At 61.3% G+C, this 25,524-nt stretch carries 28 protein-coding genes; 20 read left to right on the forward strand and 8 right to left on the reverse strand.

Going from position 1 to position 25,524, the window contains the following annotated elements:
• Positions 1-206: 206 nt before the first annotated feature.
• Entirely contained in the window at positions 207-1,556 is a 1,350-nt protein-coding gene (locus ASD05_RS19645) for an MFS transporter (protein ID WP_056595941.1), read from the forward strand.
• 209 nt (positions 1,557-1,765) lie between these two features.
• The gene (locus ASD05_RS30175; protein WP_157610181.1) at positions 1,766-1,951 is read left to right on the forward strand and encodes a hypothetical protein; all 186 of its coding nucleotides are present in this window, start codon (positions 1,766-1,768) and stop codon (positions 1,949-1,951) included.
• 85 nt (positions 1,952-2,036) lie between these two features.
• Here the strand turns inward: ASD05_RS30175 and ASD05_RS19650 are convergent, their stop codons facing one another.
• A complete protein-coding gene (locus tag ASD05_RS19650) occupies positions 2,037-2,693 on the reverse strand; it encodes a flavin reductase family protein (protein WP_056595943.1) in 657 nt (218 codons plus the stop codon).
• Between the two features lie 25 nt (positions 2,694-2,718).
• Positions 2,719-3,711: a tripartite tricarboxylate transporter substrate binding protein gene (locus ASD05_RS19655; RefSeq protein ID WP_056595946.1), complete on the reverse strand. Its 993-nt coding sequence runs from the start codon at positions 3,709-3,711 to the stop codon at positions 2,719-2,721.
• A 413-nt stretch (positions 3,712-4,124) separates the two neighbouring features.
• Between ASD05_RS19655 and ASD05_RS19660 the strand changes: the two genes are divergently transcribed.
• From ASD05_RS19660 to ASD05_RS19675, 5 genes are all read left to right on the forward strand, one after another.
• Positions 4,125-4,496, forward strand: a complete 372-nt coding sequence (locus tag ASD05_RS19660; protein ID WP_056595949.1) for a tautomerase family protein — start codon at positions 4,125-4,127, stop codon at positions 4,494-4,496.
• Positions 4,459-4,782 (forward strand): hypothetical protein, encoded by a 324-nt coding sequence (locus ASD05_RS29560; RefSeq protein WP_082572180.1) that lies wholly within the window; start codon positions 4,459-4,461, stop codon positions 4,780-4,782. Before ASD05_RS19660 ends, ASD05_RS29560 begins: the two co-directional genes overlap by 38 nt.
• 88 nt (positions 4,783-4,870) lie before the next feature.
• Positions 4,871-5,623: an SDR family oxidoreductase gene (locus ASD05_RS19665; RefSeq protein WP_056596544.1), complete on the forward strand. Its 753-nt coding sequence runs from the start codon at positions 4,871-4,873 to the stop codon at positions 5,621-5,623.
• A gap of 55 nt (positions 5,624-5,678) precedes the next feature.
• Entirely contained in the window at positions 5,679-6,602 is a 924-nt protein-coding gene (locus ASD05_RS19670; RefSeq protein WP_056595951.1) for a 3-keto-5-aminohexanoate cleavage protein, read from the forward strand.
• 258 nt (positions 6,603-6,860) lie between these two features.
• Positions 6,861-7,730 carry an AraC family transcriptional regulator gene (locus ASD05_RS19675; protein ID WP_056596546.1) on the forward strand — a complete coding sequence of 290 codons (870 nt, stop codon included), beginning with the start codon at positions 6,861-6,863 and terminating at the stop codon, positions 7,728-7,730.
• A gap of 115 nt (positions 7,731-7,845) precedes the next feature.
• On the opposite strand, the gene ASD05_RS19680 is transcribed toward ASD05_RS19675, so the two are convergent.
• Positions 7,846-8,730 (reverse strand): SDR family oxidoreductase, encoded by an 885-nt coding sequence (locus ASD05_RS19680; protein ID WP_056596549.1) that lies wholly within the window; start codon positions 8,728-8,730, stop codon positions 7,846-7,848.
• Between the two features lie 83 nt (positions 8,731-8,813).
• Here ASD05_RS19680 and ASD05_RS19685 point away from each other — a divergent pair, with 83 nt between their 5' ends.
• A complete protein-coding gene (locus ASD05_RS19685) occupies positions 8,814-9,398 on the forward strand; it encodes a TetR/AcrR family transcriptional regulator (RefSeq protein WP_056595954.1) in 585 nt (194 codons plus the stop codon).
• 21 nt (positions 9,399-9,419) lie between these two features.
• Here the strand turns inward: ASD05_RS19685 and ASD05_RS19690 are convergent, their stop codons facing one another.
• The 4 genes from ASD05_RS19690 to ASD05_RS19700 form a co-directional block, all read right to left on the reverse strand.
• Positions 9,420-10,310 carry a fumarylacetoacetate hydrolase family protein gene (locus ASD05_RS19690; RefSeq protein WP_056595957.1) on the reverse strand — a complete coding sequence of 297 codons (891 nt, stop codon included), beginning with the start codon at positions 10,308-10,310 and terminating at the stop codon, positions 9,420-9,422.
• A 52-nt stretch (positions 10,311-10,362) separates the two neighbouring features.
• Complete coding sequence (locus tag ASD05_RS19695) at positions 10,363-11,142, reverse strand: hypothetical protein (protein WP_056595961.1); 780 nt, start codon at positions 11,140-11,142, stop codon at positions 10,363-10,365.
• The gene (locus ASD05_RS30180) at positions 11,139-11,279 is read right to left on the reverse strand and encodes a hypothetical protein (protein WP_157610183.1); all 141 of its coding nucleotides are present in this window, start codon (positions 11,277-11,279) and stop codon (positions 11,139-11,141) included. The genes ASD05_RS19695 and ASD05_RS30180 overlap by 4 nt, the downstream gene beginning before the upstream one ends.
• Before the next feature lie 75 nt (positions 11,280-11,354).
• Entirely contained in the window at positions 11,355-12,140 is a 786-nt protein-coding gene (locus tag ASD05_RS19700) for an IclR family transcriptional regulator (RefSeq protein ID WP_056595963.1), read from the reverse strand.
• A 228-nt stretch (positions 12,141-12,368) separates the two neighbouring features.
• Here ASD05_RS19700 and ASD05_RS19705 point away from each other — a divergent pair, with 228 nt between their 5' ends.
• The gene (locus ASD05_RS19705; RefSeq protein ID WP_056595966.1) at positions 12,369-13,541 is read left to right on the forward strand and encodes a fumarylacetoacetate hydrolase family protein; all 1,173 of its coding nucleotides are present in this window, start codon (positions 12,369-12,371) and stop codon (positions 13,539-13,541) included.
• A gap of 27 nt (positions 13,542-13,568) precedes the next feature.
• On the forward strand, positions 13,569-15,119 hold the full coding sequence (locus ASD05_RS19710) for a UxaA family hydrolase (protein WP_413747488.1): 1,551 nt from the start codon (positions 13,569-13,571) through the stop codon (positions 15,117-15,119).
• A gap of 542 nt (positions 15,120-15,661) precedes the next feature.
• Here ASD05_RS19710 and ASD05_RS29565 read toward each other — a convergent pair.
• Complete coding sequence (locus ASD05_RS29565) at positions 15,662-16,237, reverse strand: winged helix-turn-helix transcriptional regulator (protein ID WP_082572181.1); 576 nt, start codon at positions 16,235-16,237, stop codon at positions 15,662-15,664.
• A 117-nt stretch (positions 16,238-16,354) separates the two neighbouring features.
• Here ASD05_RS29565 and ASD05_RS19715 point away from each other — a divergent pair, with 117 nt between their 5' ends.
• The 10 genes from ASD05_RS19715 to ASD05_RS19755 all read left to right on the forward strand — a co-directional run bounded on the left by ASD05_RS19715 (position 16,355) and on the right by ASD05_RS19755 (position 25,184).
• Entirely contained in the window at positions 16,355-17,338 is a 984-nt protein-coding gene (locus ASD05_RS19715; RefSeq protein ID WP_056595972.1) for an MBL fold metallo-hydrolase, read from the forward strand.
• Between the two features lie 8 nt (positions 17,339-17,346).
• A complete protein-coding gene (locus tag ASD05_RS19720) occupies positions 17,347-18,240 on the forward strand; it encodes an alpha/beta hydrolase (protein WP_056595974.1) in 894 nt (297 codons plus the stop codon).
• 61 nt (positions 18,241-18,301) lie between these two features.
• Complete coding sequence (locus ASD05_RS19725) at positions 18,302-18,712, forward strand: hypothetical protein (protein ID WP_056595977.1); 411 nt, start codon at positions 18,302-18,304, stop codon at positions 18,710-18,712.
• A 63-nt stretch (positions 18,713-18,775) separates the two neighbouring features.
• Positions 18,776-19,189, forward strand: a complete 414-nt coding sequence (locus ASD05_RS19730) for a tautomerase family protein (protein WP_056595979.1) — start codon at positions 18,776-18,778, stop codon at positions 19,187-19,189.
• A 231-nt stretch (positions 19,190-19,420) separates the two neighbouring features.
• Entirely contained in the window at positions 19,421-20,041 is a 621-nt protein-coding gene (locus ASD05_RS19735; RefSeq protein WP_056595982.1) for a flavin reductase family protein, read from the forward strand.
• Positions 20,042-20,198: 157 nt separating this feature from the next.
• Positions 20,199-21,095, forward strand: coding sequence for an alpha/beta hydrolase (locus ASD05_RS19740; protein WP_056595986.1), 897 nt, complete (start codon positions 20,199-20,201; stop codon positions 21,093-21,095).
• A 30-nt stretch (positions 21,096-21,125) separates the two neighbouring features.
• Complete coding sequence (locus tag ASD05_RS19745) at positions 21,126-21,914, forward strand: enoyl-CoA hydratase/isomerase family protein (protein ID WP_056595989.1); 789 nt, start codon at positions 21,126-21,128, stop codon at positions 21,912-21,914.
• Between the two features lie 167 nt (positions 21,915-22,081).
• Positions 22,082-22,846: an SDR family NAD(P)-dependent oxidoreductase gene (locus tag ASD05_RS29570; protein WP_082572183.1), complete on the forward strand. Its 765-nt coding sequence runs from the start codon at positions 22,082-22,084 to the stop codon at positions 22,844-22,846.
• 136 nt (positions 22,847-22,982) lie between these two features.
• Entirely contained in the window at positions 22,983-23,750 is a 768-nt protein-coding gene (locus tag ASD05_RS19750) for an SDR family NAD(P)-dependent oxidoreductase (protein ID WP_056595992.1), read from the forward strand.
• Positions 23,751-23,807: 57 nt separating this feature from the next.
• Complete coding sequence (locus tag ASD05_RS19755; RefSeq protein ID WP_056595995.1) at positions 23,808-25,184, forward strand: MFS transporter; 1,377 nt, start codon at positions 23,808-23,810, stop codon at positions 25,182-25,184.
• The last annotated feature ends 340 nt before the right edge of the window (positions 25,185-25,524 follow it).

Here is a 25,524-nt window from a genome sequence, read left to right on the forward strand (position 1 = left end):
CCGTGCTGTCGCTGGCCAAAAGGGTGAGCTCGATCTGGAGCACGTGCACCGGAGCTTCAGAGGACGAAGTCGAGGTTCTCGTCGCACTTTATCCCGCCAAATACGTCGTGCGTGGCGGTGAACGACTGCCCGAAGCCCCTCGCGTTTGAGGGTGGGGCAGCCTGCGCTGCATCCTGAACCTCGTACTAAAAAAAGGAGACAAGTCAATGAACCCAACCCGCCCCATAGATGTTCACAAGCTGGCTGACGAGGCCAAGTTCAACAGCTTTCACTGGCCCGTGCTGCTCTGGTGTTTCGTGGTCCTGGTGCTCGACGGCTACGACCTGGCGGTCGCTGGCATCGCGCTTCCGTCGATCATGAAGGCGATGAATATCGAAGCCGCGACCGCGGGGTTCATGGCCAGTTCGGCGCTATTCGGCATGATGTTCGGTGCGATCGTTCTCGGCGCGCTGGCCGACAGGATCGGCCGCCGCTGGGCGATCTCGATCTGCGTATTCATGTTCAGCGTCTTCACCGCGGCGGCCGGGTTCACCAACGATCCGATGACCTTCAGCGCGATGCGCTTTCTCGCCGGGCTCGGCATTGGCGGCGCGATCCCGACCGCGGCCGCACAGATGACCGAATACTCACCCAAAAAGGTGCGCAGCTTGATGGTCACGCTGATGTGCTGCGGCTACGCGGCCGGCAGTATCCTCGCCGCGCTGCTCGGCAAGCAGTTCATCGAGACCTACGGCTGGCAATCGGTGTTCATTGCCGCGGGCACCCCGGTGGTGCTAATCCCGTTCATCCTGAAGTACATGCCCGAGTCGCTGCCGTTCCTGGTCAAGCAGCACGACGACACGCGTCTGCGCGAAGTGATCCGGAAGATGCGACCCGACATGCGGCTCGAGCCGCACGAGGAGTTCCTCATTCCGGCTGAGGACAAGGCCGAAGGTCCGACCGTAGGCAGGCTGTTTCTTGACGGCCGCGGCTTCAGCTCGGTGATGTTCTGGGTCGCCTTCATGACCTGCCTGTTCATGCTCTATGCGCTCAGTTCGTGGCTGGTCAAGCTGATGGGCATGGCCGGATACAGCCTCGGTTCCGCGCTGAACTTCCTGCTCGCCTACAACGCCGGTGCAGTCGTGGGCGCCGTCGGTGGTGGATGGCTCGCCGACAAGCTCAACATCAAGTGGGTGACGAGCGGTTTTTTCGCGGTCGCCGCCATCTCGCTGACGCTGCTCGGCTACGGCACTCAGCCGCTGTTCCTGATCATTGCCATCGTCGGCGCGTCGACGCTGGGCACCCAGATCCTGCTGTACGCGTATGCCGGGCAGTTTTACCCGACGTCGATCCGCTCGACGGGACTCGGCTTTGCTTCGGGGGTCGGGCGCATCGGCGCAATCGCGGCGCCCATCATGATTGGACTGCTGGTCTCGATGAAGCTGCCGCTGGTGCAGAACTTCCTCGCCATTGCAATTGCCGCGGTCATCGGCGGTGTCGCGGTAGCTCTGATCAAGCAAAGGCCGTCGATCTCTTCACACAGCCACGACACGAGCGCCGTCGGCCAGCGGCCTTGATGCTCGACCTGTTGAGGGCGGGCAATCTGATGGGCGAACCCTACTCAATGGCCTCCCCTCTGAGAAGCAGCGCGGCGACGGACTGGCGCCGATGACTTACGTCCGCTGTCGCACTTCGGCAGCGACTACGAAATGGACAGTCACTCTGAGGCCGCCGCGTGCGCGCCAAGCCGGGCAAGTGCCGGCAGCCCGGCGCGTCGGTCCCGGCCGTGGCCATCACGCGTAGCCTCAACACCAACGTCGTGCGCAAGTGGCTCGCGGGTCGCGGCCTCAAGCGCATGGGCGATGCGGTGCATGCGACCAATGGCAACGCACCTGCCCAGCAGTTCGTCCCTGTCGGCGCTTGGAGCGGACATAGCGTGTCGTACTGCCGGGCCTTGATACGAGGCCAATGAGCCGCGGGAAATGGGGCTGCGCGGCCCAAAGCAGGCGCGACACACGCTGCGCTTGCTTCTAACTCCTGATATCTGGCGGATGTTGCTATCCCTTGCCATGCGACGACGGACTGCTGGCGCCCGCGAGCCGCGCGATCTGGAAAACACTCTCTGGCGAAACCTGAACATAGTCATTCAGCCCCCCGGAACGCATGATCGGATACGCCTCTGCCGTCTGATAAACGCCGTCTTTCAGAAGTGCCATGTCTATGTACACGCCCACCACTTCGCCCAGCACCAGCCAGCCACCTACCTTTTCGCCTGCGGTGTTTCGGAATTGCACGATATCGATCACCTTGCATTCCATGGCTGCGCGGCTTTCGCCCACCCGCGGGACGTTGACCATGCGGCCCGCCACCGCTGTGAGGCCGGCGAATGGGAATTCGTCCTCTCCACGCGGAAGCGGTGCCGAGGTCTGGTTCATCTGATCGCCGAGTTCCCGCGTGACCAGGTTCCAGGTGAACTCGCCCGTTTCCGATGCGTTCTGAACGCTGTCTTTCCAGGCGATCGAAGAAAATCCGATGATCGGTGGATCGTAGTTGAACGCGTTGAAGAAACTGTAGGGTGCGAGATTGACCCGCCCCTGGGCGTCGCGTGACGAGATCCAGCCGATGGGCCGCGGCGCCACCAGCGCATTGAGCGGGTTGTGGCTCAGCCCGTGACCCTTGGCGGGCTCGTAGTAGTGAAATTCTCGAACGGTCATCTAAGGTGCCTTTTCTGTGACGGCGTTATTGCGCCACCAGATGAAGAGTCTTGGCGATGTTGATGAACTTTTCGTTCTCTGCACGCAAGAAGGTCGCTGCCTGCAGGGGTGTCATTGAGTCCAGTTTGCGCAAACCCTGCGCGGTGGCGAGCGCCAGGAATTCCGGACTGTCATTCCATTCTCGAAAAGCCGTGCTCAGGCGTGCGGCGATGGAGTCGGGTGTGCGTGCGGGCGCGAACAGGCCGGTCCAGATGCCGAACTCGAAGTTCTTGAACCGAGCGTCCTCGCTCAGCGTCGCCAGGTTCGGCAGGAGCGGATGCCGCTTGGGGCTCGCGATGGCGATGGCCTTGATTCGCCCGGTCTGAATCATTCCCAGAATTGGCCCCGCGAGAGGGACAAAGGCAAGGTCCACCTCGCCGCCGCCGACGGCCGTGGCGATTGGAGCGATGCCTTTGTACGGCACCTCCAGCAACTTGGCGCCGACACGTCCCTGAAATTCAGCGGCCGCGAGATGAGCGAGCGTGCCTTGACCCCAATGCGCAACGGAAAGCTCCTTCGCGCCTGCCTTTTGCAACTGGTCGACGAGTGCGTTGAGGGTGTTGAAAGGTCGGTCGGGATGGCTGACGAGGACCATGTCCGCAATCCCGAACGAACCAATGAGCTTGAAGCTTTCGAACGTGTACTTGGCCGAAGCGACCGTGAGCGGCGCCACCACGAAGTCCGGACCGGCGGTTGCGAGCAAGGTGTATCCGTCGGGCGACGCGTTCAGCACATTCATCGCCGCGATGGAGCCGTTTGCGCCAGGCATGTTGTCAACCAGAAGAGGCTGTCCAAGGGCGCGCTGCAGCACGGGTACGGATGGCCGCACCGAGGCGTCAACGCCGAACCCGGCAGGATAGGCAACCTTGATCAGGATGGGCTTGTTCGGATAGGACTGCGCGTTGGCGGTGCCTGCGGCACCACAAAGCGCGACCGCAACAAAGGCGGTATCAAAGAGTCTGCGAATCAGTGTTTTCATGTTTGTCTCCGTGCGTCAGTCGAAAAGGCCGGCAAGTGTTGTGATCAGTCATGTCATGGATGCCGAAACATAACGATCGTTTACTGAACGAAGGCTATGTCATCACCCGGTTTGCGTCAACAAGGATTTCCTCCATGGGATCGATGGAGCGCTGGGCGCATGCGCGGGGTACTGCATCGGCCCGCACACCCGTGTCGGTCTGGAACCCGATTCGTGGCACTTCCAAGCAAGTGGTGGCGCCGCGCTGCAATCGGCAACGGCTTTGTTCCGAGAGACTGGGGGCCTCAATAGCCCACCTCCACGGAGACACGAAATGCCCGTCATTGTTTGCGANTGGCGCCGCGCTGCAATCGGCAACGGCTTTGTTCCGAGAGACTGGGGGCCTCAATAGCCCACCTCCACGGAGACACGAAATGCCCGTCATTGTTTGCGAATGCAAGGCCGGAATCACAGCTGGCGTCAAGGCCAAGATGGCCGCCGAGTTCACGAGCGCGATCAGGGAAATCATCCTCTCGCCGCTCGACCTGATCAGCGTCGTCTTCCATGAAGCCACTCCCGAGAACACCTACCGTTCGGGAGAGGCCACTTCCGAAACGCTGATCTTCTGCCACATACGYGATGGGCGCAGCGATGGCGCCGTGCTGTCGCTGGCCAAAAGGGTGAGCTCGATCTGGAGCACGTGCACCGGAGCTTCAGAGGACGAAGTCGAGGTTCTCGTCGCACTTTATCCCGCCAAATACGTCGTGCGTGGCGGTGAACGACTGCCCGAAGCCCCTCGCGTTTGAGGGTGGGGCAGCCTGCGCGCTCGACCTGATCAGCGTCGTCTTCCATGAAGCCACTCCCGAGAACACCTACCGTTCGGGAGAGGCCACTTCCGAAACGCTGATCTTCTGCCACATACGTGATGGGCGCAGCGATGGCGCCGTGCTGTCGCTGGCCAAAAGGGTGAGCTCGATCTGGAGCGCGTGCACCGGGGCTTCAGAGGGCGAAGTCGAGGTTCTCGTCGCACTTTATCCCGCCAAATACGTCGTGCGTGGCGGTGAACGACTGCCCGAAGCCCCTCGCGTTTGAGGGTGGGGCAGCCTGCGCGCTTCAGCACGCAGCCGATCTTCACAGCCTCCAGGCCAACTCCGACTCACAAGCAATCAAGGAAACTTTCATGTCACGCAAACTCGACGGCAAGATCGCAGTCGTTACCGGTGGATCTACGGGAATCGGGCTTGCCACCGCCAAGCGGTTCGCCAGCGAAGGAGCGCATGTCATCGTCACCGGCCGTCGGCAGGCCGAGCTCGACGCCGCGGCGTCCGAGATCGGTAACGCTACCGGCATCCGGATCGACTCATCGAACATGGCCGAGTTAGACGCGCTCTTTGATCGGGTGAAATCGGAAAAGGGCCGGATCGACGTATTGTTCGTCAACGCGGGCGGCGGCTCGCTGCTGCCGCTCGGGAATATCACCGAGGAACAGTATGACGACACCTTTGGCCGTAACGTCAAAGGCGTACTGTTTACTGTACAGAAGGCGCTGCCATTGCTGGCGGATGGCGCATCGGTCATCTTGACTGGCTCTACCGCTGCCAGCGGTGGCGCCAATGCATTCAGTGTCTATGCCGCCTCAAAGGCCGCCGTACGCTCATTCGCCCGCAATTGGATTCTGGATCTCAAGGGCCGCGGCATCCGGATCAACACGCTCAGCCCCGGCCCCACCAAGACGCCAGGCTTGTTTAATCTAGCCGGCCCCGATGCGGAACGGCAGCAAGGAGTACTGGACGCCCTCGCCTCGCGGATCCCAATGGGCCGCGTCGGCGATCCGGACGAAGTCGCCAAGGCGGCGGTCTTCCTTGCTTCCGATGATTCAAGCTTCGTCAACGGTATCGAACTGTTCGTCGACGGTGGCAAGGCCCAGATCTGAAGATGGCGACGGTAGGACGAACCCGGCCATCCAACGCGGGTTTCCCTTTCGCAATATGAGCAAAGTCATCATCACATGTGCTGTCACCGGCGCGATCCACACACCCTCAATGTCACGGTATCTACCGGTTACGCCGGAAGAGATCATCGAAGCCTCGGTCGACGCGGCCCAAGCTGGCGCCGCAATCATTCACCTGCATGCGCGTGATCCTGTCACGGGCAAGCCGGATCAAAGCCCCGATGCATTCGCCCAATTCTTGCCGCAGATCAAGGCACGCACCGATGCAGTGTTGAATGTCACCAGCGGTGGCTCGCCCTACATGACGATTGAGGAGCGCATCCAGCCGTCAATGCGCTTCGCGCCCGAGGTGGCTTCACTCAACATGGGTTCCATGAACTTCGCACTGTTCCCGATGCTGGGGCGTTTCAAGGAGTTCAAACATGCCTGGGAGCGCGAGGCGCTCGAGGCCAGTCGTGACCTGATCTTCCGCAACACCTTCAGGGATATCGAATACGCCCTGGCGCAATGTGCTTCCAACGACACGCGCTTCGAATTCGAGTGCTACGACGTGAGCCATCTTTACAACCTGGCGCACTTCGTCGAGCGCGGTCTGGTCAAGGCGCCATTCTTTGTTCAGACTGTATTCGGGATCTTGGGCGGTATCGGATCGCATCCTGAAGACGTGTTGCACATGAAGCGGACGGCCGATCGCCTGTTCGGCGATGACTATCGCTGGTCGGTGCTGGGGACAGGCAAGGATCAGCTTCGCCTTGCAGCAATGTCTGCCAGCATGGGCGGCAATGTGCGAGTCGGATTGGAAGACAGCCTATGGCTTGGACGCGGCTCGCTGGCCCAGAGCAATGCGGCGCAGGTGCTGCAAGCGCGCCAGATTATCGAAGGGCTTGGTCTCGAAATCGCCAGCCCAGACGAAGCTCGGGAAATCCTCCAGTTGAAGGGAATCGGGAAAGTCAAATTCTGAGAGGGAACAGGGCTGACGTGCTCGCCAAAGCAAACGGCGGGGCATTGCCCTCGGCTCATCGCATCGCCGTTGCTATAGAGCAGCACAAGGAGTCAAGGTGTAGGATAGAGACGCAAGCGATACGGTTGATCTGACGTCTGTCTATCTGTCGGCGGCTCTCCCTTCAAGGGGAACTCACCAGCAACTGATTCGCTTGCGAGGTCAAGGGAGAGGACGCGCCGCACAATGACGGACGCAAGGCCGAAGCGGAGGCAAGCAATGCATGGCCACCTAGACGCACAAACTGAATATCGCGAGGTTGGGGGCGAATTCGTATCTGGCACCATTGTTGATTCGCGCAGCACGCACCTTGAAGTCCTCGCGCGCCGAGCGACCGGCCCGATTTCCTGGCGCTTTCGCCAACCGCGGCTCGCGCTGTTCTGGTTTCGCAACGGCCTCAAAGAGTTGAATCTGGAGCTCGACGGCCGCCGCATCCACTCCGGAATAAAACAAGGAACAAGCCTTGCGCTGTTCCCGGCCTCGACTTCCGTCGAAGGCGAGTTCGACGTCGCCCCGCACTTCGACTACACGGTGGTCTTCCTCGACCCGACCGTTGCGTCCGGCGCCGGCTGCCACTTCGATAGACCGCTGATTGCCTTCGGCAACGAAGATCTGCAACGTGGCCTTTCGGTTCTATGCCGTGAGGCGCGCAATGCAGACAGCCTTTACGGGCTGTTCGCCGAGGGTTGGGCAATGCAGGCACTAGCCCTGCTCGGGCGCGTCAACGGCCGCCCGGCAGCCACCGTTCGCCCGTCCGGGGGCCTCGCACCAGGCAGTTTGCGGCGCGTCATCGACTACATCGAGGCCGACTTGTCGAGACCGTTCACGATCGATGGCCTGGCGGAGATCGCCGGCGTCAGTCCCCGGCATTTCATGCGGTCATTTCGGGAAAGTTCCGGGCAAACGCCATTGCGCTTTGTGTACGGCCTGCGTCTCCAGCGGGCCAAGGAATTCCTTTTGGATCCCCGCCGCACCGCAACTGAAGTCGCGCTGGAATGCGGCTTCAGCCATGCTCAGCACTTCAGCACTGCTTTCAAGAAGGCGACTGGCGTGACGCCGTCCGATTTCCGCAGGGCCGCAATCCGCTGATGCGTCGCACGGACCGACCCAGGGCCGTTTCGGGAAACCACGCCAGTTGGCCAGCTCGGGAGCCGGCGCGCCCGCGAACGATGCTTCGATTCTTGGCGGCGGAGGAGCGGTGAGCTCAGGCTCGAAATTCGCTGAGGTTGTCGGTCAACCACTCGGTCAACGAGCGAGGAGCCTTTCCGGTCAGCTCCTCGACGGTCGACGTTGTTTCGGCGATCGTTGACTCGCGGAACATCTGGTCGAGGCCGACCAGAAGATCGGCTACCAATGGAGAAAGTCCGGCGCCGAGCAGCGCCTCTCGCTGCTCGGCAGGCGAGCGGTCGACATAGGTAACCGAATGCCCGAGCAGGCGGGCCAACTCCTCTGCCACCTGCTTCATGGTCCATGCGCGTGGACCAGATAGGTGGTACGCACGTTGCGACGTTGGCTCGATCTCCTCAAGCAATGCGATACGGGCCACCTCGGCAACATCGCGGGTATCGATGAAATTCACCCGGCCGTTCCCCGCTGCGCCAGCCCAGGAACCGGTGGCGATGTGTGGCCCCGCGCGCTTGAGCACATCGGTGAACGTCGTCGGCCGCAAGACCGTAGATGCGATCGGCTGCTGTGCCAGATGCGCCTCGATCTGCATATGCCAAGCGAGGGGAAGAAGTCGGGTCGCAGGACCGAGGGCAGACAGCTTGACGATGTGCCGAACGCCTGCTGCGACTGCTGCATCGATCAAAGCGATTTCGTTGGCGACCTGTTCGAGGGAGGTGCCATGCGCGATGAAGAGCCGGTCGACGCCGCGCAGGGCCCTGTCGAGCGTCTCCGCGCGTTTGAAGTCAACCTCGAACGTGGCCACCCCTTCAGGCAGTTGCGTCGGGCTGGATTGGCGCGTTAGTACGACGAGATCGATCGGGTCGTCGGCGAGCAACGCCGTCAATCTGACGCCAACGCGTCCTGTTGCACCCGCAATGGCAATCCGGGGTCTTTTGGGGTTGGAGTTCGAGTGGTCGAGCATGTCTGCGCCTGCTAGAAGTATCATGGAACGAACGATCCAAATATCCTGGAACGATTATTCCAACTTGTCAAAGGTTTTTTCACATGAGCGGAAAGCCACAGTACGACGAAGGTGCCGTCATCGATGCCGCCGTGGATGCCTTCTGGCGTCATGGATACGCGGCTACGACGATCAATGTGCTGACGGAGGCGACCGGACTGTCGCGTTCAAGCCTTTACCAGCGTTTTCAGGACAAGGATGGCCTGTTCCAGATCGTACTTGCAACCTATACGGATCGGGTGCTGCGCAGGATGAGGTCATACGAGAGCGGCAGTGCGCGTGCACGGCTCGAGGCACTGCTGCACGGGCTACTGCCCATGGGGTCCCGCCGACCGCCGGGTTGCCTGCTCGCAAGAAGTTGTGCCGAGCTGGTCGATCTGCCACCGGAAGGACGGAAAGCAGCAATCTCGGGGATGAGCCAGCAGTGCAATCTGCTCGAAGGTCTGCTTCGGGAAGCAATTGCAGTTGGGGAACTGCCCCGTGGGGCAGATGTCGCCGCGCTGGCTTGGTATTTTCTCGGGGTGATGCAAGCGATTTTGGATTTACCGCAGGCGGGTGCTACCAGGAGCGAATTGGACCGGATGATCGCTGTTGCAATGTTGGCGTGGCCGGCGGCTACGCACTCGTAGAACTCGCCTTTTGCCGTCGCCTTAAAGCTCAGGCAACTGACCAGCGCGCCAGGCGGCGCCCATGGCATCGCTGTAGGCAACGGTTTGCTGGCGCTGCGTGCCGAGCAGGTCACTGCCCAAGGTCATTACATCACCGTCCTTCAGGAACACAGGCGGTTTCTGGCCGAGACCGACACCCGGCGGCGTACCGGTTGGAATCACGTCGCCGGGCTGAAGCGCCATAAAGCGGCTGAGATAAGACACGATGGTTGCAACGCCGAAAATCTGCGTGCGGGTGTTGCCGGTCTGCCGGCGAGTTCCGTTCACGTCGAGCCAGAGGTCGATATTCTGCGGGTCCGGCACTTCGTCGGCCGTCAGCAGCCAGGGGCCTATCGGCGCATAGCCGAGGTAGCTTTTGCCTTTGGTCCACTGGCCTTCCATTTCGATCTGCCAGGCACGCTCTGACACGTCGTTGCAAAGGCAGTAGCCGGCCACATATTGCAGCGCTTCTGCTTCGCTGACATGCCAGGCCGGACGACCGATCACGATGGCGAGTTCGACCTCCCAATCAAGCTTGCCTGAGCCGGGTGCGACGACGACTGGATCGTTGGGCCCAGCCAGCGCGCTTGTGTGCTTGTTGAAGACAATCGGCTGTGTGGGAATCGGCGTGTTGGTTTCCGCCGCATGGTCGGAATAGTTGAGGCCGATGCAAACCACATTCGGAACCTGGCCCACGCAGGGGCCGAGCCGTGTATCGGCGGGCATCGCGGGCAAGCTCGACGTATCGAGGGCGCGCAGCCTCGCAAGGCTCTCGGGCGAAAGTGTTGGCCCGTGAATGTCGCTCACGACGGAAGACAAATCGCGCAAGGTGCCTTGTGCATCAATGAGGCCGGGTTTTTCAGAGCCACGGGGGCCGAATCGAACGAGACGCATGGGGAATCCTTTTGGGTTTCAAGAATATGTATTCAGGTTTGAGGCCGCGTTGTCAAAGCTGCTCGAGCGTCAGCGCAAGCTCACCGAAGTTGCCATAGCGAAGCACGGCGGGACGCTTGAACGGTAGGTCAATCGCCCCCGCAAATGAGCCGGTGATAACTGCCTGCCCGACCTCTAGACCCGTGCCCTGGCTGCGCAGAAACTCGGCAAGCCAGTAAAGAGGCAAGCGCGGGTCGCCGTTGGGATGGCTCGCGGCAAATGTGGTGTCGTCATGGCCTTGTACCGAGAGCGCAATCTCGAAGGGACCAGGAAATGGCTCCTGCGCAGAGTCCACAGCGATGGCCGGCCCCAGCACCACGCTTTGGTGCCACAGGCTGTCGGCCATCAGTTCAGGGCCACTGGCGTCTGCAGCATCGTCATAGCGACAACCGAGCACCTCGACCGCCAACCGCACGCTGCCGATGGCGGCGTTGACATCGGCGCGGGTGTAGGGGCTGGCCCTTGGCGGCAGGCTTTGCTTGAGATCGAATGCCAGTTCGGGTTCGATGCGCGCTGTGCCTGTCGGTCCGGCAGGTGCGGCAGCCATGCCGCCCGATGGCTTTGCATCGTGCAGCGCGGCGGCGACCCAGCGATCGCCCGGGGGCAACCCGCATTTCCAGCCGATGACGGGGCTGCCGCGCAGTTCGCTGATCCGCCGCTGGATGCGCCAACCGTCTTCCGGCGTGGCAGGGCGCAAGCCGGCTCCCAGCCTCGCACCGAAGCGACCCGACGACTGAAGTGCGTGCAGGTAGCGCGCGGCGGCCTCGATGGCGCTCGGCTCCATGTTGGTCATGCGGCCAGCCTCACGGGCGCTGCCCCTTTGTCAGAGCGGCGCAGCACACCTTGGCTGAAAAAAATTTCGTTGATCTTGTCGCAAGTCGAATAAGAGCCGGTCGCGCTTTTGACGCTCTCGATCTGGATACCGTTCATCTGTCTGTTTCCTTGTGTCGACTGAAATTGCCTGTCGGGTCTGCAAGCCTCATTCGGCGTTTTTCCGCCGCGCTGTCATCCCTGGGGCCAGACCAAGCCCAGCGTTCCGCTGGCCTGCTGCAGCAGGGCGTGAAACTCCGCGTCGCGCTCGGTGCCCATGCGCAGCAGCGGGCCGGCGATGCTGATCGTGCCCAGCACGCGCTGACTTTCGGGCTCGCGCACTGCTGCCGCAATCGCTTTCACGCCGGGCTCCGCCTCTTCAACTGCCAGTCCGTAACCGCGGGCGCGGGTCGCGTCCAGTTCGCGCAGCAGCTCATCAATGGTTTGCATCGCACGGGGACCGGCGAGTTTGCCGGGAGCGGCCGGCTGGCCCAAGCCGTTTTGCAATGCCAGCCGGGTCGCCGCTTCGTTGCTCATCGTGGCCAGCCACGCCTTGCCATTGGCGGTGGTGTGCAGCACTGGCCGGCCATTGAGTGCCGGCTGGTACATCAGGCCGGGCGGCGCGCCTTGGGCCGATGCGAACCAGTGCAGCGCGTCGCCCTGCACAACGGTCAGCCGCACCAGCTCGCCGCAGCGCCTGGCCGCCTCATCGAGCACGGGCTGCACGATGCCAGGCAAGCCAGTGCCGCGCAGATATTGCTGGCCCAGCAAGGCGAGCTTCAGCGTCAGGCGATAGCGGTCGGTTTCGGCATCCTGCTCAATCCATCCGAGCGTGGCCATTTCCGCCAGCAGCCGATGCGCCGGGCCTTTTTGCAGGTCCAGTGCAGTCGCAATGTCAGACAGGCGGCGCCATTGACCTTCTACCGCCAGCAGTTCGATGACTTCGAGACACCTCTCCAATAAACCCTTGACAAGCCGCATTTGAAGAAACAGAATTCTTGTTGGAACAAAGTTACTTTAACGACACGCAAGACAAGTGTCAATCCTTTCGCAAAAGACATCGGCCTGAAAACCGAAGTCCATTCATCGAAGGAAACAACACGCGTGCCGATCACCCGTGCATTGCTTTTCGCGGCGCATTGAAGGTGCGATGTACCTGGTGCATGTCGGGCAGCCGCAGCTCACGAAACAATAAGGCAGAGAGTTTCCATGTCCCTCGATCTTTCCTGCACCCTGCCGGACGACGCCACCGATGCGCTGCTGATTGGCAGGCTCTGGCAGCCCGGCATCGGCCCGACGGTGGTCGCTTGCCATGACGGCATGCTGCTCGATTTGTCGGGGCTGGGAGCCACCGTCAGTCAATTGCTGGAATTGCCCGATGTGGTGAGTGCCGTGCGCGCCGCCCTGCCGACGGCAACCCCGCTGGCGCCGCTCGCCGGGGTGCTGGCCAACTCCGACGAGGCCCTGCGGGACGAGTCGCATCCGTGGCTGCTGGCCCCGTGCGATCTGCAAGTCGTCAAGGCCAGCGGCGTGACCTTTGTCGCCAGCCTGCTGGAGCGCGTGATCGAAGAGCAGGCGCGCGGCGATGCTTCGCGTGCTCAGGCGATCCGCACGGCGCTGTCGGGCATCCTGGGCGACAACCTGGCCGGCATCGTGCCCGGCTCGCATGAGGCTGCGCGTGTCAAACAGATCTTGATTGAGCAGGGGGTCTGGTCGCAATACCTCGAAGTCGGCATTGGCCCGGATGCCGAAATCTTCACCAAGGCGCCGGTGCTGTCGGCGGTGGGCACCGGCGCGCAGGTCGGCATTCATGCGGAGTCGAAGTGGAACAACCCCGAGCCCGAGGTGGTGCTTGCAATCAACAGCAGCGGCGCGGCCGTCGGCGCAGCACTTGGCAACGATGTGAACCTGCGCGATTTTGAAGGGCGCAGCGCGCTGCTGCTCGGCAAGGCCAAGGACAACAACGCCTCGTGCGCGATCGGCCCCTTCATTCGGTTGTTCGATGCGGGGTTCACGATCGACGATGTACGCCGCGCCGATCTCGCGATGCGGATCGACGGCCCGGAAGGCTTCACCATGCACGGCGCCAGTTCGCTGGCCCAGATCAGTCGCGATCCGCTCGACATCGTGGCGCAGGTGATCGGCCCGAACCACCAGTACCCCGACGGCTTCATGCTGTTTCTGGGCACGATGTTTGCGCCGACGCAAGACCGCCACGGCCCCGGCCTTGGCTTTACCCATGAAGTGGGCGATGTGGTCCGCGTGGCCACGCCACGGCTCGGCACGCTGGTCAACCGCGTCAACCACTGCAGCAGCATCGCGCCCTGGAGCTTCGGCATCACTGCGCTGATGGGAAATCTGGCGCAGCGCGGGCTGCTCTGATCAACACCAAGGCGATACCAAGGTTCCATGAATCAATCAACTGTTGTATCCAAAGCTGCGAATGATGTGGCACCGCTGATCAGGCTGGCCGCGCAAGACGACGTCGGTATTGCCCGGCGCGACCTGGCCGCTGGTGAATCGCTCGACCCGCTTGGGCCAGCATGTGCCGGCCCCGTTCCCGCCGGCCACAAGGTTGCCCTGCATGACATCGCGAAAGGTGCGGCTGTGCGCCGTTATGGCCAGGTCATCGGCATGGCGACGCAGCCCATCAGCGCCGGCGAGCATGTGCATGTGCACAACCTCGGCATGGGTGAGTTCACGCGCAGCTCCAGTGTGGGCGAGGCCTATCGGCCAACCAGTTTCATCAATCCCGCCGCAACCTTCATGGGCATAGTCCGTGCCGACGGCCGCATCGCAACGCGCAACTACATCGGAATTCTGTCAACTGTCAATTGCTCCGCCAATGTGTCGCACGCGATTGCCGAGCGCTTCAAGGGTGCGGCCCTCTCCGCCTATCCGAATGTCGATGGCGTAGTACCGCTCACACACGGCAGCGGCTGTGCGATGGACCCCGATGGCGAAGGACTGGCCTTGCTGCGCCGCACGCTGGCAGGCTATGCGCGGCACGCCAACTTTGCTGGAGTGCTGATCGTTGGATTGGGCTGCGAGTCCAACCAGCTTGATGCTTTGAAAGTGGCCGGTGAACTTTCTGAAGGCCCGATGCTGCGCACCCTGGGCATTCAGTCCAGCGGTGGCACGCGCGCGGCGATCGATGCCGGAGTGGCGGCCATCGAGTCGATGTTGCCTGAGGCGAACAAAGTACTGCGACAGCCGGTGGCTGCCAAACACCTGGTTGTCGGCCTGCAATGCGGCGGCTCTGACGGCTATTCGGGCATCTCGGCCAATCCGGTGCTGGGCGCCGCGGTGGACTTGCTCGTGTGTCATGGCGGAACCGCGATCCTGTCGGAAACACCAGAGATCTATGGCGCAGAGCATTTGCTGACGGCCCGCGCCGTCCTGCCGGCAGTGGCCGAAAAGCTTGAAGAGCGCCTGCGCTGGTGGGAGGACTACACCTCGCGCAACCACGGCGAGATGAACAACAACCCATCGCCGGGCAACAAGGCGGGCGGCTTGACGACCATTCTTGAAAAGTCTCTCGGTGCGGTGGCCAAGGGCGGCAGCAGCGGCTTGATGGCGGTTGTCGAATATGCCAGGCCTGTTCAAGCCCATGGGCTGGTGTTCATGGACACGCCCGGCTATGACCCGGTCTCTGCAACCGGCCAAGTTGCCGGCGGCGCCACCCTGCTCTGCTTTACCACCGGACGAGGCTCGGTCTATGGCTGCAAGCCTTCGCCTTCGCTGAAGATCGCCACCAATTCAGGCCTCTACCGGCGCATGAATGAAGACATGGATTTCAACGCTGGCGAAGTGCTCGACGGTACGGCCAGCGTTGAGGATGCCGGTGCGCGGCTGTTCGCGCTGATGCTGGAGACGGCCTCCGGCGGCAAGACCAAAAGCGAAGCACTCGGCATAGGCACCGATGAATTCGTGCCGTGGCAACTTGGTGCGGTGATGTAGTCTTTGCCTTGGCCGCGCATTGCCTCAAGTGCGCCGCCGCTGCGATGCCGTTGATAGCTGCATCGCGTTTTTCGCGGGCACCGCGCCAGGCAGCGTGGCTGCATTGAATGAGGGGGCCTCGTCGTGCATCATGCGATAGAAAGCACCGTCAGCATCGGCGTCGCATCGCCTTGGTGTGACGATGTCGCATGCAGGCTGACATGGCTTCGCGCAATTGCTCAAGGTTCTGGCAACGCTCTTGGCTTTCCGGTGCTCGAGTTGCAAGGCGCTTCAACAACATCTATTCGGCACGCTTGCCCCGTTTCCGGTCACCGAATGCGGATAGTCGAAAGTGGTGCCATTGCGGAGCAAGCCACTGGTTGATCCCCGAACCCTAGGATCACCAACTTTTTCGGCACTGCAAGCCACCTACGTCAGCACACAGAGAGACGCGCTGCGGCACGAGACACGACCGCGAGAAGATCTGCGCACGCAACCGGGACCTCAGTCAACGTACGTGCCAACCTGCAACCCGCTTTTTCAGCACCCGACCCAGTAGCTGGTCAGGCTGGCTTAGTCCTTCGGCTAGGTAGCGATGCGGCCGGCATCGATTCCGCATCGACCAACGCCTGTGCGTTGGGCTTGGTGCGCGGGCCCGCGCATTGCGGCCCTCGCCCTTGTTCAACTCTCGTGTCGGCCCGGAACTCGGCCAATACTGAGCGCGCCGGACGCGGTGCACCGAGGTGCAAATAACGTAGTTCATCCATCAAGGCATTCCAAAGTGAAGGGCCGCCCTTTTCCAGCAGTTCCGAGCGCAAAGACGCCTCCGGATGCGTATGCCGAAGGCCCCAGGCAGCCATATATGCGAGCAGAGGTACAAGCTGTATGGCCGCTTCCGTGAGGCTGTAGATGCCTTTCTGCTGATGATTCGGATCCGGAGATCGTGTCAGCAGGCCAGACGCGGTCAAGTGCTTCAGCCGGCTTGCAAGGATGTTCGAGGCGATGCCTTCCTTGTTTTGCTCCAGCAGAGCGCCATAGCTGCGCCTGTTCTCGAACATGACATCGCGGATAACGATCAGGCTCCAGCGGTCGCCGATCTGCTCAAGCGTCAGGTTGATCGGGCAGCCCGATCGTCTCATTTGCGACAAAGTCCTCTCCTAAATTTCTACTTGCATTATGCAAGTTGCAGGCATATCATTCAACCACTTGCACAATGCAAGTGCCGTAGAGATCTTGGCAGATCGTTAGGAAACACTATGAAATTCTCCACCATCACTTCGCGTGCCGTGCTCGCGGTATCGCTGGCATTCGCTGGCACCTTCGTTGCGGTAGCACCGGCCCAAGCTGCAGCGCCGATGCAGCACAAGCAGGTTCCGGGCTTCTATCGCGCGCTGATTGGCGACTATGAAGTCACCGCGCTCCATGACGGCAGCGCCGGCATCGACTCCAGCCTCCTGCATGGCGATCCGGCGCTTATCCAGTCTCTCCTGGCGCGCTCCTTCCAAAACGATCCCAAAAATGTCTCGGCCACCGTCCAAGGCTTCCTCGTCAACACCGGCTCCAAGCTCGTTCTCATCGATACGGGTGCAGGCGGCCACTGGGGCCCACCCGAGCTGGGCAAGCTCGTGCAGAACTTGAAAGCCTCCGGCTACAAGCCGGAGCAGGTTGACCTGGTGCTGCTGACCCATCTTCACGCCGACCATGCTGGCGGAATCTACAAAAACGGGAAACGCGTCTTCCCGAATGCGACCGTGATGATGAAGAAGGCCGACGCCGACTTCTGGCTGTCGAAGGAAATCATGGCCAAGGCCCCGGAAGACGCAAAAATCTTCTTCAAGGTGGCACAGGATGCCGCCGCGCCTTACATCGCTGCCGGCAAGTGGAAGCCGTACGAAGGCATGGACGAAATCGTCCCCGGCATCGCACCGTATGCCATTCCCGGCCATACGCCCGGTCACACCGGCTACATGATTTCCTCAAAGGGTCAGTCGCTGCTGGTCTGGGGTGACACCGCTCACGTCCTCGCCGTCCAGATGCCGCACCCGGAAATCGGCATCGCCTTCGACTCAGACGGCCCGACGGCCATCAAAACGCGTGAAGAGCTTCTGGTGAAACTCGCCGCGGACAAGACGATGATTGCCGCCGCCCACATGCCGTTCCCTGGCCTGGGCCGTGTTCGCAAGGCCGACACCGGCGCTGGCTACGACTGGGTCCCGGCGACCTTCCTCGGCCTGAAGTGAGCTGCACCATGACCTACGATTCATCTTCCATCCGCAAGCTCCGCGATGCGATGTTCGCCTTCAACATTGCGCATCCCAAACAAACCATCGAGACGCTCCGCGTTGGCATGGAGGCAATTCCACAGGCAAACCCGCCGGCGGCTGACCTGACCATCGAGCCGACGAAGCTCGGTGGCGTGGCCGCGGTGGCGATTACGGCTCCCGGCGCGTCCAAAGACCGAGTCATCTACCATTTCCACGGTGGTGGCTGGGTGGCTGGCTCGCCTGCCTCGCATCTGGGCATGCTGGGAGAGCTGTCTCGAGCGGCAAAGTCCCAGGTCATCGTTCTGGACCACTCCAAGGCACCCGAGCACCCATTTCCGGCATCCTACGACGAGTCCATCCGCGGCTACGAAGCGGTGCGTGCGCTTGGCAAGCCATTCGCCGTGACAGGAGATTCCAGTGGCGGTGGCATGGCTCTCAACGTTCTCGCCTACGCATCCTCGAAGGGCCACAAGGACGCGCGAGCAGCGCTACTGATCAGCCCATTGGCAGACTTAACGCTGACGCTGCCTTCGTTAACTCAGTTGGCCGATCGCGACCCAATGGCCAACGCGAGCGCGATGCGGGAGATGGTCGCGGCTTACGCTGGCAACCACGATTTGAAGGATCCACGCATCTCACCCATGTTCGCCGACATGCACGGTTTTCCTCCCCTGCTCGTCCATGTCGGAAGCGACGAAGTACTTCTCGACGACGCCATTGAAATTGACCGAAAGGTGCGCGCGGCCGGCGGCGAGTCGCACCTTGAGGTCTGGCCGGAGATGCTGCACGTTTGGCACATTCAGACAGGCTCTTTGCCTCAGGCCCACGACGCGCTGCAGAGAGCCGGCGAGTTTCTCGTCGGGCACCTCGACAAATAGAAGTCGTAGACATGCGATGGGAATATCGCAACGACTACCGAGATCAACCTAGGAGATTGCAATGACTACTGACACCAACGCGCCGGGAACGGCATGGATGCAAATCGTCAAGAAGAAGGGGACGAGCGACTTCGCAGCGTCGTTCACCGCTGACGCCAGCCTTCAGACCTCAGCCCTCAGCGAGGCCGTGGTCGGCCCGGCACTCATCGGGGCGTTCTTTACCGCGACGAGCACGATGTACGAAGACTTCGTGTTCACTGCGGAGACGGTCGACGGTGCGAAGACTTACCTTGAGTGGGATGCCACCCACGGTGGTAAGCCGGTCGCCGGCACCACCATCATCACTCGGAATGAATCTGGCCTCATCAACAACATCAAGCTCTTTCAGAGCCCGTTTCCCGTCGTTCGTGAATTCTCATCTGGCCTCCAGGAGCGGCTCGCGGGAACACTCGGTCAGGACTTCTTTAGCTAAGCCGGGAAAACATCCAACTTCATCGCCTCATTTAACCTGAACAACACAACCGAGGAAACACTCGTGCCAACATTTCACGCCCACATTCCGGCTCAAAAGTTCTCCAGCGAAGAGAAGCGGGCCCTGGCGGATGCCTTGAATCTCGCTCTTCATGAAGCCATGGATACGCCTATGGATGACCGTTTCGTCATCATCAGTGAGCACAAGGACGATGAATTCTTCATCCATCCGACCTTTCCTGCCATGGAGAGATCCGACAAGCGCATGGTCGTAACGGTGACGTTCGGTACGAGCAGGACGGTGGAGCAGAAACGCAAGCTCGCGGAGTTGGTTACCCGATACGCAGTAGAAAAGGTTGGCGTCAGCAAAGACGATATCAGCCTGACGATGTATGCCATTCCGTTGGAGAACATGAGCTTCGGCGGTGGAAAGCTGGTCTCTGACATCGACCTCTCTATGCCTTGGGTAAACAAGTAAGAGGGACGAAGCTGCCCTGTTCCTTGGAAACGGGGCAGCGAAATTGACTTGAAACGGATGTCTCGTTCGTTTCTCAGGCGTGGGCCTTATCTGGCTTTGATCCGACACCATTCTCTGGACGGGTATCGAAATGAATCCAGCCACCACCCCGGCCCTGGTGCCGCGGACGCGCACCGAGCCGGAAGCGTTGGAGGCTGCATTCCTTGCTCCCGCCCCAAAAGAAGTAAAGCTATGACCGACTGGCATTTCTACGAACCGGCACAAGGGCATTCCCTGCGTCACGATCCGCTCAACGCGATCGTCGCTCCGCGACCGATTGGCTGGATCAGCACAGTCTCTAACGACGGCGTGCGCAACCTTGCGCCCTACAGCTTCTTCAACCTGTTCAGCTACAAGCCGCCGATCGTCGGCTTTTGCTCGCTTGGTGCGAAGGACTCGCTCGCCAACGCGCGTGACACCGGCGAGTTCGTATGGAATCTGGCGACGCGAGAGCTCGCCGAGGCGATGAACGCCTCCGCGGCAATGGCGCCCGCGCACGTCGATGAGTTCGAGTTGGCCAAGCTGGAGACGCTGCCCTCCGCCAAGGTGCGGCCAGCGCGCGTTGCGGCTAGCCCGGTGCAGTTCGAGTGCGTGGTCACCCAGATCGTGCAGCTTGAGGCGCAGGGCGGCGCGGCGCTCGCGGCGTGGCTGGTGTTAGGCGAAGCAGTAGCGATCCACATTGACCGGCAGCTGATCACGAACGGCGTTTACCAGACTGCGCAGGCGCGCCCGATCCTGCGCGGCGGTGGGCCGGCCGACTACTTCGAAATCGGCGCGGGACAGCTCTTCACGCTTGAGCGACCGGGTGATTGACTTGGCGTCGAGCGAGATCGTGCACGCAGCGATTCATCGCCGGCCGCTTGATGGCGGCCGGAAACTTTCCGCGGAACTCGGTCGCCGCCTGCAAGGCAAGGTCGATGCGAGTCACTTTTACGGCGTCGCCTGACATCTTTCTACAAGGAGAACTCTCATGTTTCAACGTACCGATATCGCATTCGAAGCCGAGGGCGGCGTCACGCTGCGCGGCTGGCTCTATGTGCCCACCGGCGGCACCGGGCCCCATCCCGCCATCACCATGGCGCATGGCTACGCAGGCGTGAAGGAGCACGGCTTGGAGCGATTCGCCGAGAAATTCGCCTCCAACGGCTTTGTCGTCCTCCTGCACGATCACCGCAACTTCGGCGCCAGCGACGGCACGCCGCGCCAGGATATCGACCCATGGCGTCAGATCGCCGATTGGCGGCGCGCGATCAGCTTCCTCGAACACCAGGACGTCGTCGATGCGAAGCGCATCGGCTTGTGGGGCACGAGCTATTCCGGCGGCCACGCACTCGTGCTTGGCGCAACCGAACGCCGCTTGCGCGCGGTCGTCACGCAGGTGCCGACGATCAGCGGCTTCGAGCAAGGACTGCGCCGCATTCCGCCCGATGCCGTCGCCGCCATCGAGGAGGCCTTCTCGGCGGACGAACGCGCGCAGGCGCGCGGCGAGCCGCCGCGCCGGCAGACGATCGTCAGCGCCGATCCGGCCGTCCCTGCTTCGTACCGCGCCAAGGACGCCATCGAGTTCTATCTGCAGCCCGTGCCCGACGGCGCCTGGGAGAACAGCGTCACGGTGCGCTCGACGCGTGCCGCGCGCATGTACGAACCGGGCGCGTGGATTGCACGCGTGTCTCCCACGCCGTTGCTGATGGTCGTCGCGCTGCAGGACACGATCACGCTGACCGATCTCGAGCTGGCCGCCTACGAGCGCGCCCTTGAGCCGAAGCGCCTCGTGACGATCCCCGGCGGCCACTTCGATCCGTACATCACCAGATTTGATCAATCCAGTGCTGCCGCGCTGGACTGGTTCAAGGAACACCTCGCGTAACCCCAACTTGCGACAACGCAGGAGCCCGACATGTCTCATCTCACCCATACCATCGAGCACGGCATTGCCACGATCATTCTCGATCGCTCACCGCAAAATCGCATCGGCGACCAGATGGTTGACGAACTGGCCGCGGCGATCAACGCGATTGAACGCAGTGACGCGCGCGTCGTGCTGGTGCGCGCCGAAGGCGAGAACTTCAGCTTTGGCGGCGACATCTTGCCGTGGCCCGACGCCCCTCCCCGCCAGTTGCGTGCGCGCTTCGAGGGTTACATGGACGTCTTCAATCGCTTCGAACGCCTGCCCTTGCCTGTCATCGCGGTGGTGCACGGCTTGTGCGCCGGAGGTGGTTTCGAGCTGGCGTTGCGCGCCGATGTCATCTTTGCCGCCGAAAGCGCAACGTTCTGCCATCCGGAACAGTCGCTTGCTTTGGTGACCCTGCTGGGCGGCATCTACCGCGTCGCCGAACGCGCAGGACGCGCACGTGCCATGGAATGGGCACTGACTTCCGAGCGCGTCCCCGCCGCAACGATGGAGCGCTTCGGCGTGATCAACCGCGCCGTCGCCGATGCCGGGCTGCTTGCAGAGGCGCACGCGTTCGCCGCGAAGTTCGTGCACGGCCCTACACGCGCCCACGCCGTCCACAAGGCCTTGCTGCGCGCCTGGGCCAACGGCGGTGTCCAGGCGGCCGACGATGTGATGTTCAACGTTGCCATGCCCTTGTTCGAGACAGAAGACGTGAAGGACGGGCTTGCTTCGGCCATCAAGGCCCTGAAGGCCGGCACACCGCGCCCGCCGCTCGAATTCAAGGGCAGTTGATACGCCACGCAAGCCCTGCAAGGAGCGGCACATGCACGAGTTGCTGGAGCGGGTGGTCGAGGCGCACGGGGGATTGGCGCGCTAGAAGCGGGATGAAGCGCTCAGCGCCACGATCGTGACGGGTTGACCTGCCCCAGTACCTCACTTGATTAACAGAAGGAATTCACATGCCTCATCCATTCCCCGATTTTCGCCTTACTGGCCAGGTCACCGTCGTTACCGGTGGCGGTAGCGGTATTGGCAGGGCCCTGGCACACACGTTTGCTGGCGCGGGTGCCCGGGTCGTTGTACTAGATACAAACGGCGCGGCGGCAGAGCAGGTGGCCAACGAGATAGGCTCGATGGCACAACATGCGGTTGCGGACGTGTCCAATGAAGACGCGATCGAAAGCGTCATGGAGGACGTCGCGCGCCAACACGGTCGAATCGACGTGCTATTCAACAACGCAGGTATCAATCGGCGCAACACCTCGTTTGATTTGACGATCGCGGATTGGAATGCGGTTGTAGCAGTAAACATGACCGGCATGTTTCTTTGCGCCAGGGCCGCCGCGCGGCACATGCGCGATGGCGGCGGCGGGCGAATCGTAAACACCGCATCGATACTTGGTATTTCCGGCGGTTGGTATCCGAATATTGTCTACCAGGCTACTAAAGGCGCGGTGGTCAATATGACCCGTTCGTGGGCTGTCGAATGGGCGCCCTATAACGTCCGCGTCAACGCTGTAGCGCCGAGCATTATTCGCACTCCAATGACCGAAGCGCTCACAAGTCAACCGGATGTGGTTGCGAAATTCGAAGCGCTGACACCGCTAGGACGACTGTGCGAACCTGCGGACATGACCGGGCCAGTATTGTTTCTTGCTACTGCCGCATCGAGCATGGTTACCGGCCATATCCTTCCCGTCGATGGCGGCGTGTTGGCGCAATAACAGTTGAACCCAACCGGTCCCAACAGATCGTCGATCCAGATTTGAGCCACGGGTTTCCTGTTCAGTACGCCACAAAAATTTGCCGGCTCCGCCCTGCAATTTCTTAATTAATTAACTGAGACACGGAGAAAACACTATGAATTACAAGGGGTTTGACCTTGCCGGAAGAGTCGCAATAGTAACCGGCTCAACTTCCGGAATTGGGCTGGCCGTTGCTCGTGGCTTCGCCCAATGCGGTGCGCAAGTCATCGTATCAAGCCACCTCCAGTCGGACACCGATGCGGCAGCGTCGTTATTGGCAAGCGAGGGTTTCGACGTCAAAGGTATCCGCTGCGACATCACCGATCTTGACGATGTCAAAAGCTTTGCCGAAGAATCCAAACGCGCTTTCGGCCGCGTCGATATTGTCGTTTGCCACGCGGCCGGCCCGGTCCCGGTCGGGCCGATTGCCGACACCGACGTTGATTTGCTGGACGCTTTGCTCCTCACAACAGTGCGAAATAACCTGGTGTTGGTCCGTCAATTCTTGGCGGAGATGGCCGAACGCCGCTACGGGAGCATTCTTATGACGTCCAGTATCGCATCGGAACGCGCCAGTCCGGCTCTCGGCGCCTATGGTGCCGCCAAGGCTGCGCTGAACGGCGTGGTACGCAGCATCGCGGCCGAATGGGGGCAATGGAACATTCGCGCCAACGCCTTAGCCCCGTCGATGGTGCGCACGGCGTTCTCGCAAATCATGTTGAGCACCCCAGACGCTGTAAAAGCGATGGCCGCAAGATCGCCCTCTAATCGCATCGCCGAACCAGACGATATCGTCGGCGCCGCGATTTTGCTGGCGTCGCCAGCCGGATCGTACATTTCCGGCCAAACCCTGCTCATCGACGGCGGTCGTTCAATCATTTAACCCGTACTACGTCGCGATTCGCGCTGCACTCACACAAACAAAATACCGAGACAAACCATGTCGGAGAATCAAAAAATTAATGTCCGTTCGTTCATCGATGAGCGGCCGGTCGGACGCTATCAAATCTTTATTATTATCTTGGTTTTTCTGGTCGTTGCATTTGATGGCATGGATGTCGCGATCATGGGTTTCGCTGCGCCGGAAATCATTCGGACCTGGGGCATTACAAAGTCGCAAATGGGCTCGATCTTGGGGGCAGTTTTCTTCGGCGTAGCAGCCGGCGCCCTCATTGCAGGCCCCATCGGCGACCGCTACGGTCGCAAGCTCATTCTGACCGCGAGCGTGTTCTGGTTCGGCGTGCTGACCTTGGTTTCCTCTCAGGCGGCAGATGTCAATACCTTGATCACGCTGCGGATATTGACAGGCCTCGGCCTCGGCGCGGCATTGCCAAACGCTGTTACTCTGATTTCCGAGTATGCGCCAATGAGAAAACGATCTCTGATCGTCACGATCGTCTACAGCGGCTTTACTGGCGGGGCTGCCGTTGCCGGCCTGATTGCGGCATGGCTACTTCCGGCATTTGGATGGCGAGTCATGGTCGCAAGCGGGGGGCTGCTCCCGATCGCATTGGCCCTCGTCCTAGCCATGTGGCTGCCTGAATCGGTCGCGTTTCTCACGCTGAAAGGAAAACGCCTTGCGGTCATCCCTAAAATTCTCCGCAAAATCGACAAAGGCTTCAGCATTCTCTCGGATGCCACGTTTTGGATTCCGACGCCCGTTGATCAATCAAAGGGATCTGTCGCCATCTTGTTCACAAAAGCCTATGCCATGGGGACTTTTTTGTTGTGCCTAGCGTATTTCATGGGCGTGTGCGCCACGTACGTCATGGTCAACTGGCTGCCAGTCATTGCCAAGGACGCCGGTTTCACCCTCGGGCAGGGCGTGGTCATTACGTCCCTGATCACGCTCGGCGGTCCGATCGGATCGATCTGTATCGGTGCGATCATGGATCGCGTACGTCCGCACTGGGTACTGGTACCGACGTTTCTGATCGCTGGCGCATTCCTCGCCTCCCTCAGCGTCGCACCAAGAAATTTTGCTGCCTTGTGCGTATTGATGTTTGCCTTGGGGTGCTTCTTCCACGGATCAATGACTGGCTTGCAGGCGCTCTCGGCCATGTCATTCCCAACTGCGGCTCGCTCGACAGGAATCAGCTGGATGCATGGCTTCGGCCGCTTGGGCGCTATTGCCAGCGGCTTTATCGGCGCAACCATGATGGGCTGGGGATGGGGACTCGGACAGATTTTCCTGGCGCTGGCGGTGCCGATGGTCGTCGCAGCCTGCGCCGTCGCCCTTTTGGGCATGCGCAATGAGCGTACGCGTATTGAGCATAGTGAAATAGGTAGCTCACAGGCACTCAGTTTGCGAACCTGACCCTCGAATGGTCCTTCTGGTCGTTCGGTATGGTTGGGGAGTCTTATTACGACCAGCGGCCCGTGCAGCATGGCGATGCGGCCGTACGGGCCGTACGACATCAGCATCGGATGACGGCCTGCGCCGGCTGGTCGAAAAACATCGGCTTTGACGCGTTGAGGTCGACAGGGGAAGCGTTGCCAGTCGACGTAGCACGGCCGCGCGGGCCGAGGGGCGGTGTCGCCTTCGCGACCATTCCGTCGTCCGTGGGGTTCCTCGACATCCCAATCGTGGCTGCATTGATCTCGCGCACGCTCCCTTGAACGCCGGTCATCCGAAGTTTCTCGCTGCCGCGAGCACT

This window comes from Variovorax sp. Root434 (genome assembly GCF_001426595.1).
GTDB lineage: Bacteria > Pseudomonadota > Gammaproteobacteria > Burkholderiales > Burkholderiaceae_C > Variovorax.

Bases quoted from the DNA above. Each gene is read 5' to 3' on its own strand.
- ASD05_RS19710 (WP_413747488.1), top strand. From the start codon at position 13,569: ATGAATCAATCAACTGTTGTATCCAAAGCTGCGAATGATGTGGCACCG.
- ASD05_RS19665 (WP_056596544.1), top strand. From the start codon at position 4,871: ATGTCACGCAAACTCGACGGCAAGATCGCAGTCGTTACCGGTGGATCT.
- ASD05_RS19690 (WP_056595957.1), bottom strand. From the start codon at position 10,310: ATGCGTCTCGTTCGATTCGGCCCCCGTGGCTCTGAAAAACCCGGCCTC.
- ASD05_RS19740 (WP_056595986.1), top strand. From the start codon at position 20,199: ATGTTTCAACGTACCGATATCGCATTCGAAGCCGAGGGCGGCGTCACG.
- ASD05_RS19735 (WP_056595982.1), top strand. From the start codon at position 19,421: ATGACCGACTGGCATTTCTACGAACCGGCACAAGGGCATTCCCTGCGT.
- ASD05_RS19725 (WP_056595977.1), top strand. From the start codon at position 18,302: ATGACTACTGACACCAACGCGCCGGGAACGGCATGGATGCAAATCGTC.
- ASD05_RS19655 (WP_056595946.1), bottom strand. From the start codon at position 3,711: ATGAAAACACTGATTCGCAGACTCTTTGATACCGCCTTTGTTGCGGTC.
- ASD05_RS19715 (WP_056595972.1), top strand. From the start codon at position 16,355: ATGAAATTCTCCACCATCACTTCGCGTGCCGTGCTCGCGGTATCGCTG.
- ASD05_RS19705 (WP_056595966.1), top strand. From the start codon at position 12,369: ATGTCCCTCGATCTTTCCTGCACCCTGCCGGACGACGCCACCGATGCG.
- ASD05_RS19675 (WP_056596546.1), top strand. From the start codon at position 6,861: ATGCATGGCCACCTAGACGCACAAACTGAATATCGCGAGGTTGGGGGC.
- ASD05_RS19670 (WP_056595951.1), top strand. From the start codon at position 5,679: ATGAGCAAAGTCATCATCACATGTGCTGTCACCGGCGCGATCCACACA.
- ASD05_RS29570 (WP_082572183.1), top strand. From the start codon at position 22,082: ATGCCTCATCCATTCCCCGATTTTCGCCTTACTGGCCAGGTCACCGTC.
- ASD05_RS19755 (WP_056595995.1), top strand. From the start codon at position 23,808: ATGTCGGAGAATCAAAAAATTAATGTCCGTTCGTTCATCGATGAGCGG.
- ASD05_RS30180 (WP_157610183.1), bottom strand. From the start codon at position 11,279: ATGAACGGTATCCAGATCGAGAGCGTCAAAAGCGCGACCGGCTCTTAT.
- ASD05_RS19695 (WP_056595961.1), bottom strand. From the start codon at position 11,142: ATGACCAACATGGAGCCGAGCGCCATCGAGGCCGCCGCGCGCTACCTG.
- ASD05_RS19650 (WP_056595943.1), bottom strand. From the start codon at position 2,693: ATGACCGTTCGAGAATTTCACTACTACGAGCCCGCCAAGGGTCACGGG.
- ASD05_RS19700 (WP_056595963.1), bottom strand. From the start codon at position 12,140: ATGCGGCTTGTCAAGGGTTTATTGGAGAGGTGTCTCGAAGTCATCGAA.
- ASD05_RS19680 (WP_056596549.1), bottom strand. From the start codon at position 8,730: ATGCTCGACCACTCGAACTCCAACCCCAAAAGACCCCGGATTGCCATT.
- ASD05_RS29565 (WP_082572181.1), bottom strand. From the start codon at position 16,237: ATGAGACGATCGGGCTGCCCGATCAACCTGACGCTTGAGCAGATCGGC.
- ASD05_RS19745 (WP_056595989.1), top strand. From the start codon at position 21,126: ATGTCTCATCTCACCCATACCATCGAGCACGGCATTGCCACGATCATT.
- ASD05_RS19645 (WP_056595941.1), top strand. From the start codon at position 207: ATGAACCCAACCCGCCCCATAGATGTTCACAAGCTGGCTGACGAGGCC.
- ASD05_RS19720 (WP_056595974.1), top strand. From the start codon at position 17,347: ATGACCTACGATTCATCTTCCATCCGCAAGCTCCGCGATGCGATGTTC.
- ASD05_RS19685 (WP_056595954.1), top strand. From the start codon at position 8,814: ATGAGCGGAAAGCCACAGTACGACGAAGGTGCCGTCATCGATGCCGCC.
- ASD05_RS19750 (WP_056595992.1), top strand. From the start codon at position 22,983: ATGAATTACAAGGGGTTTGACCTTGCCGGAAGAGTCGCAATAGTAACC.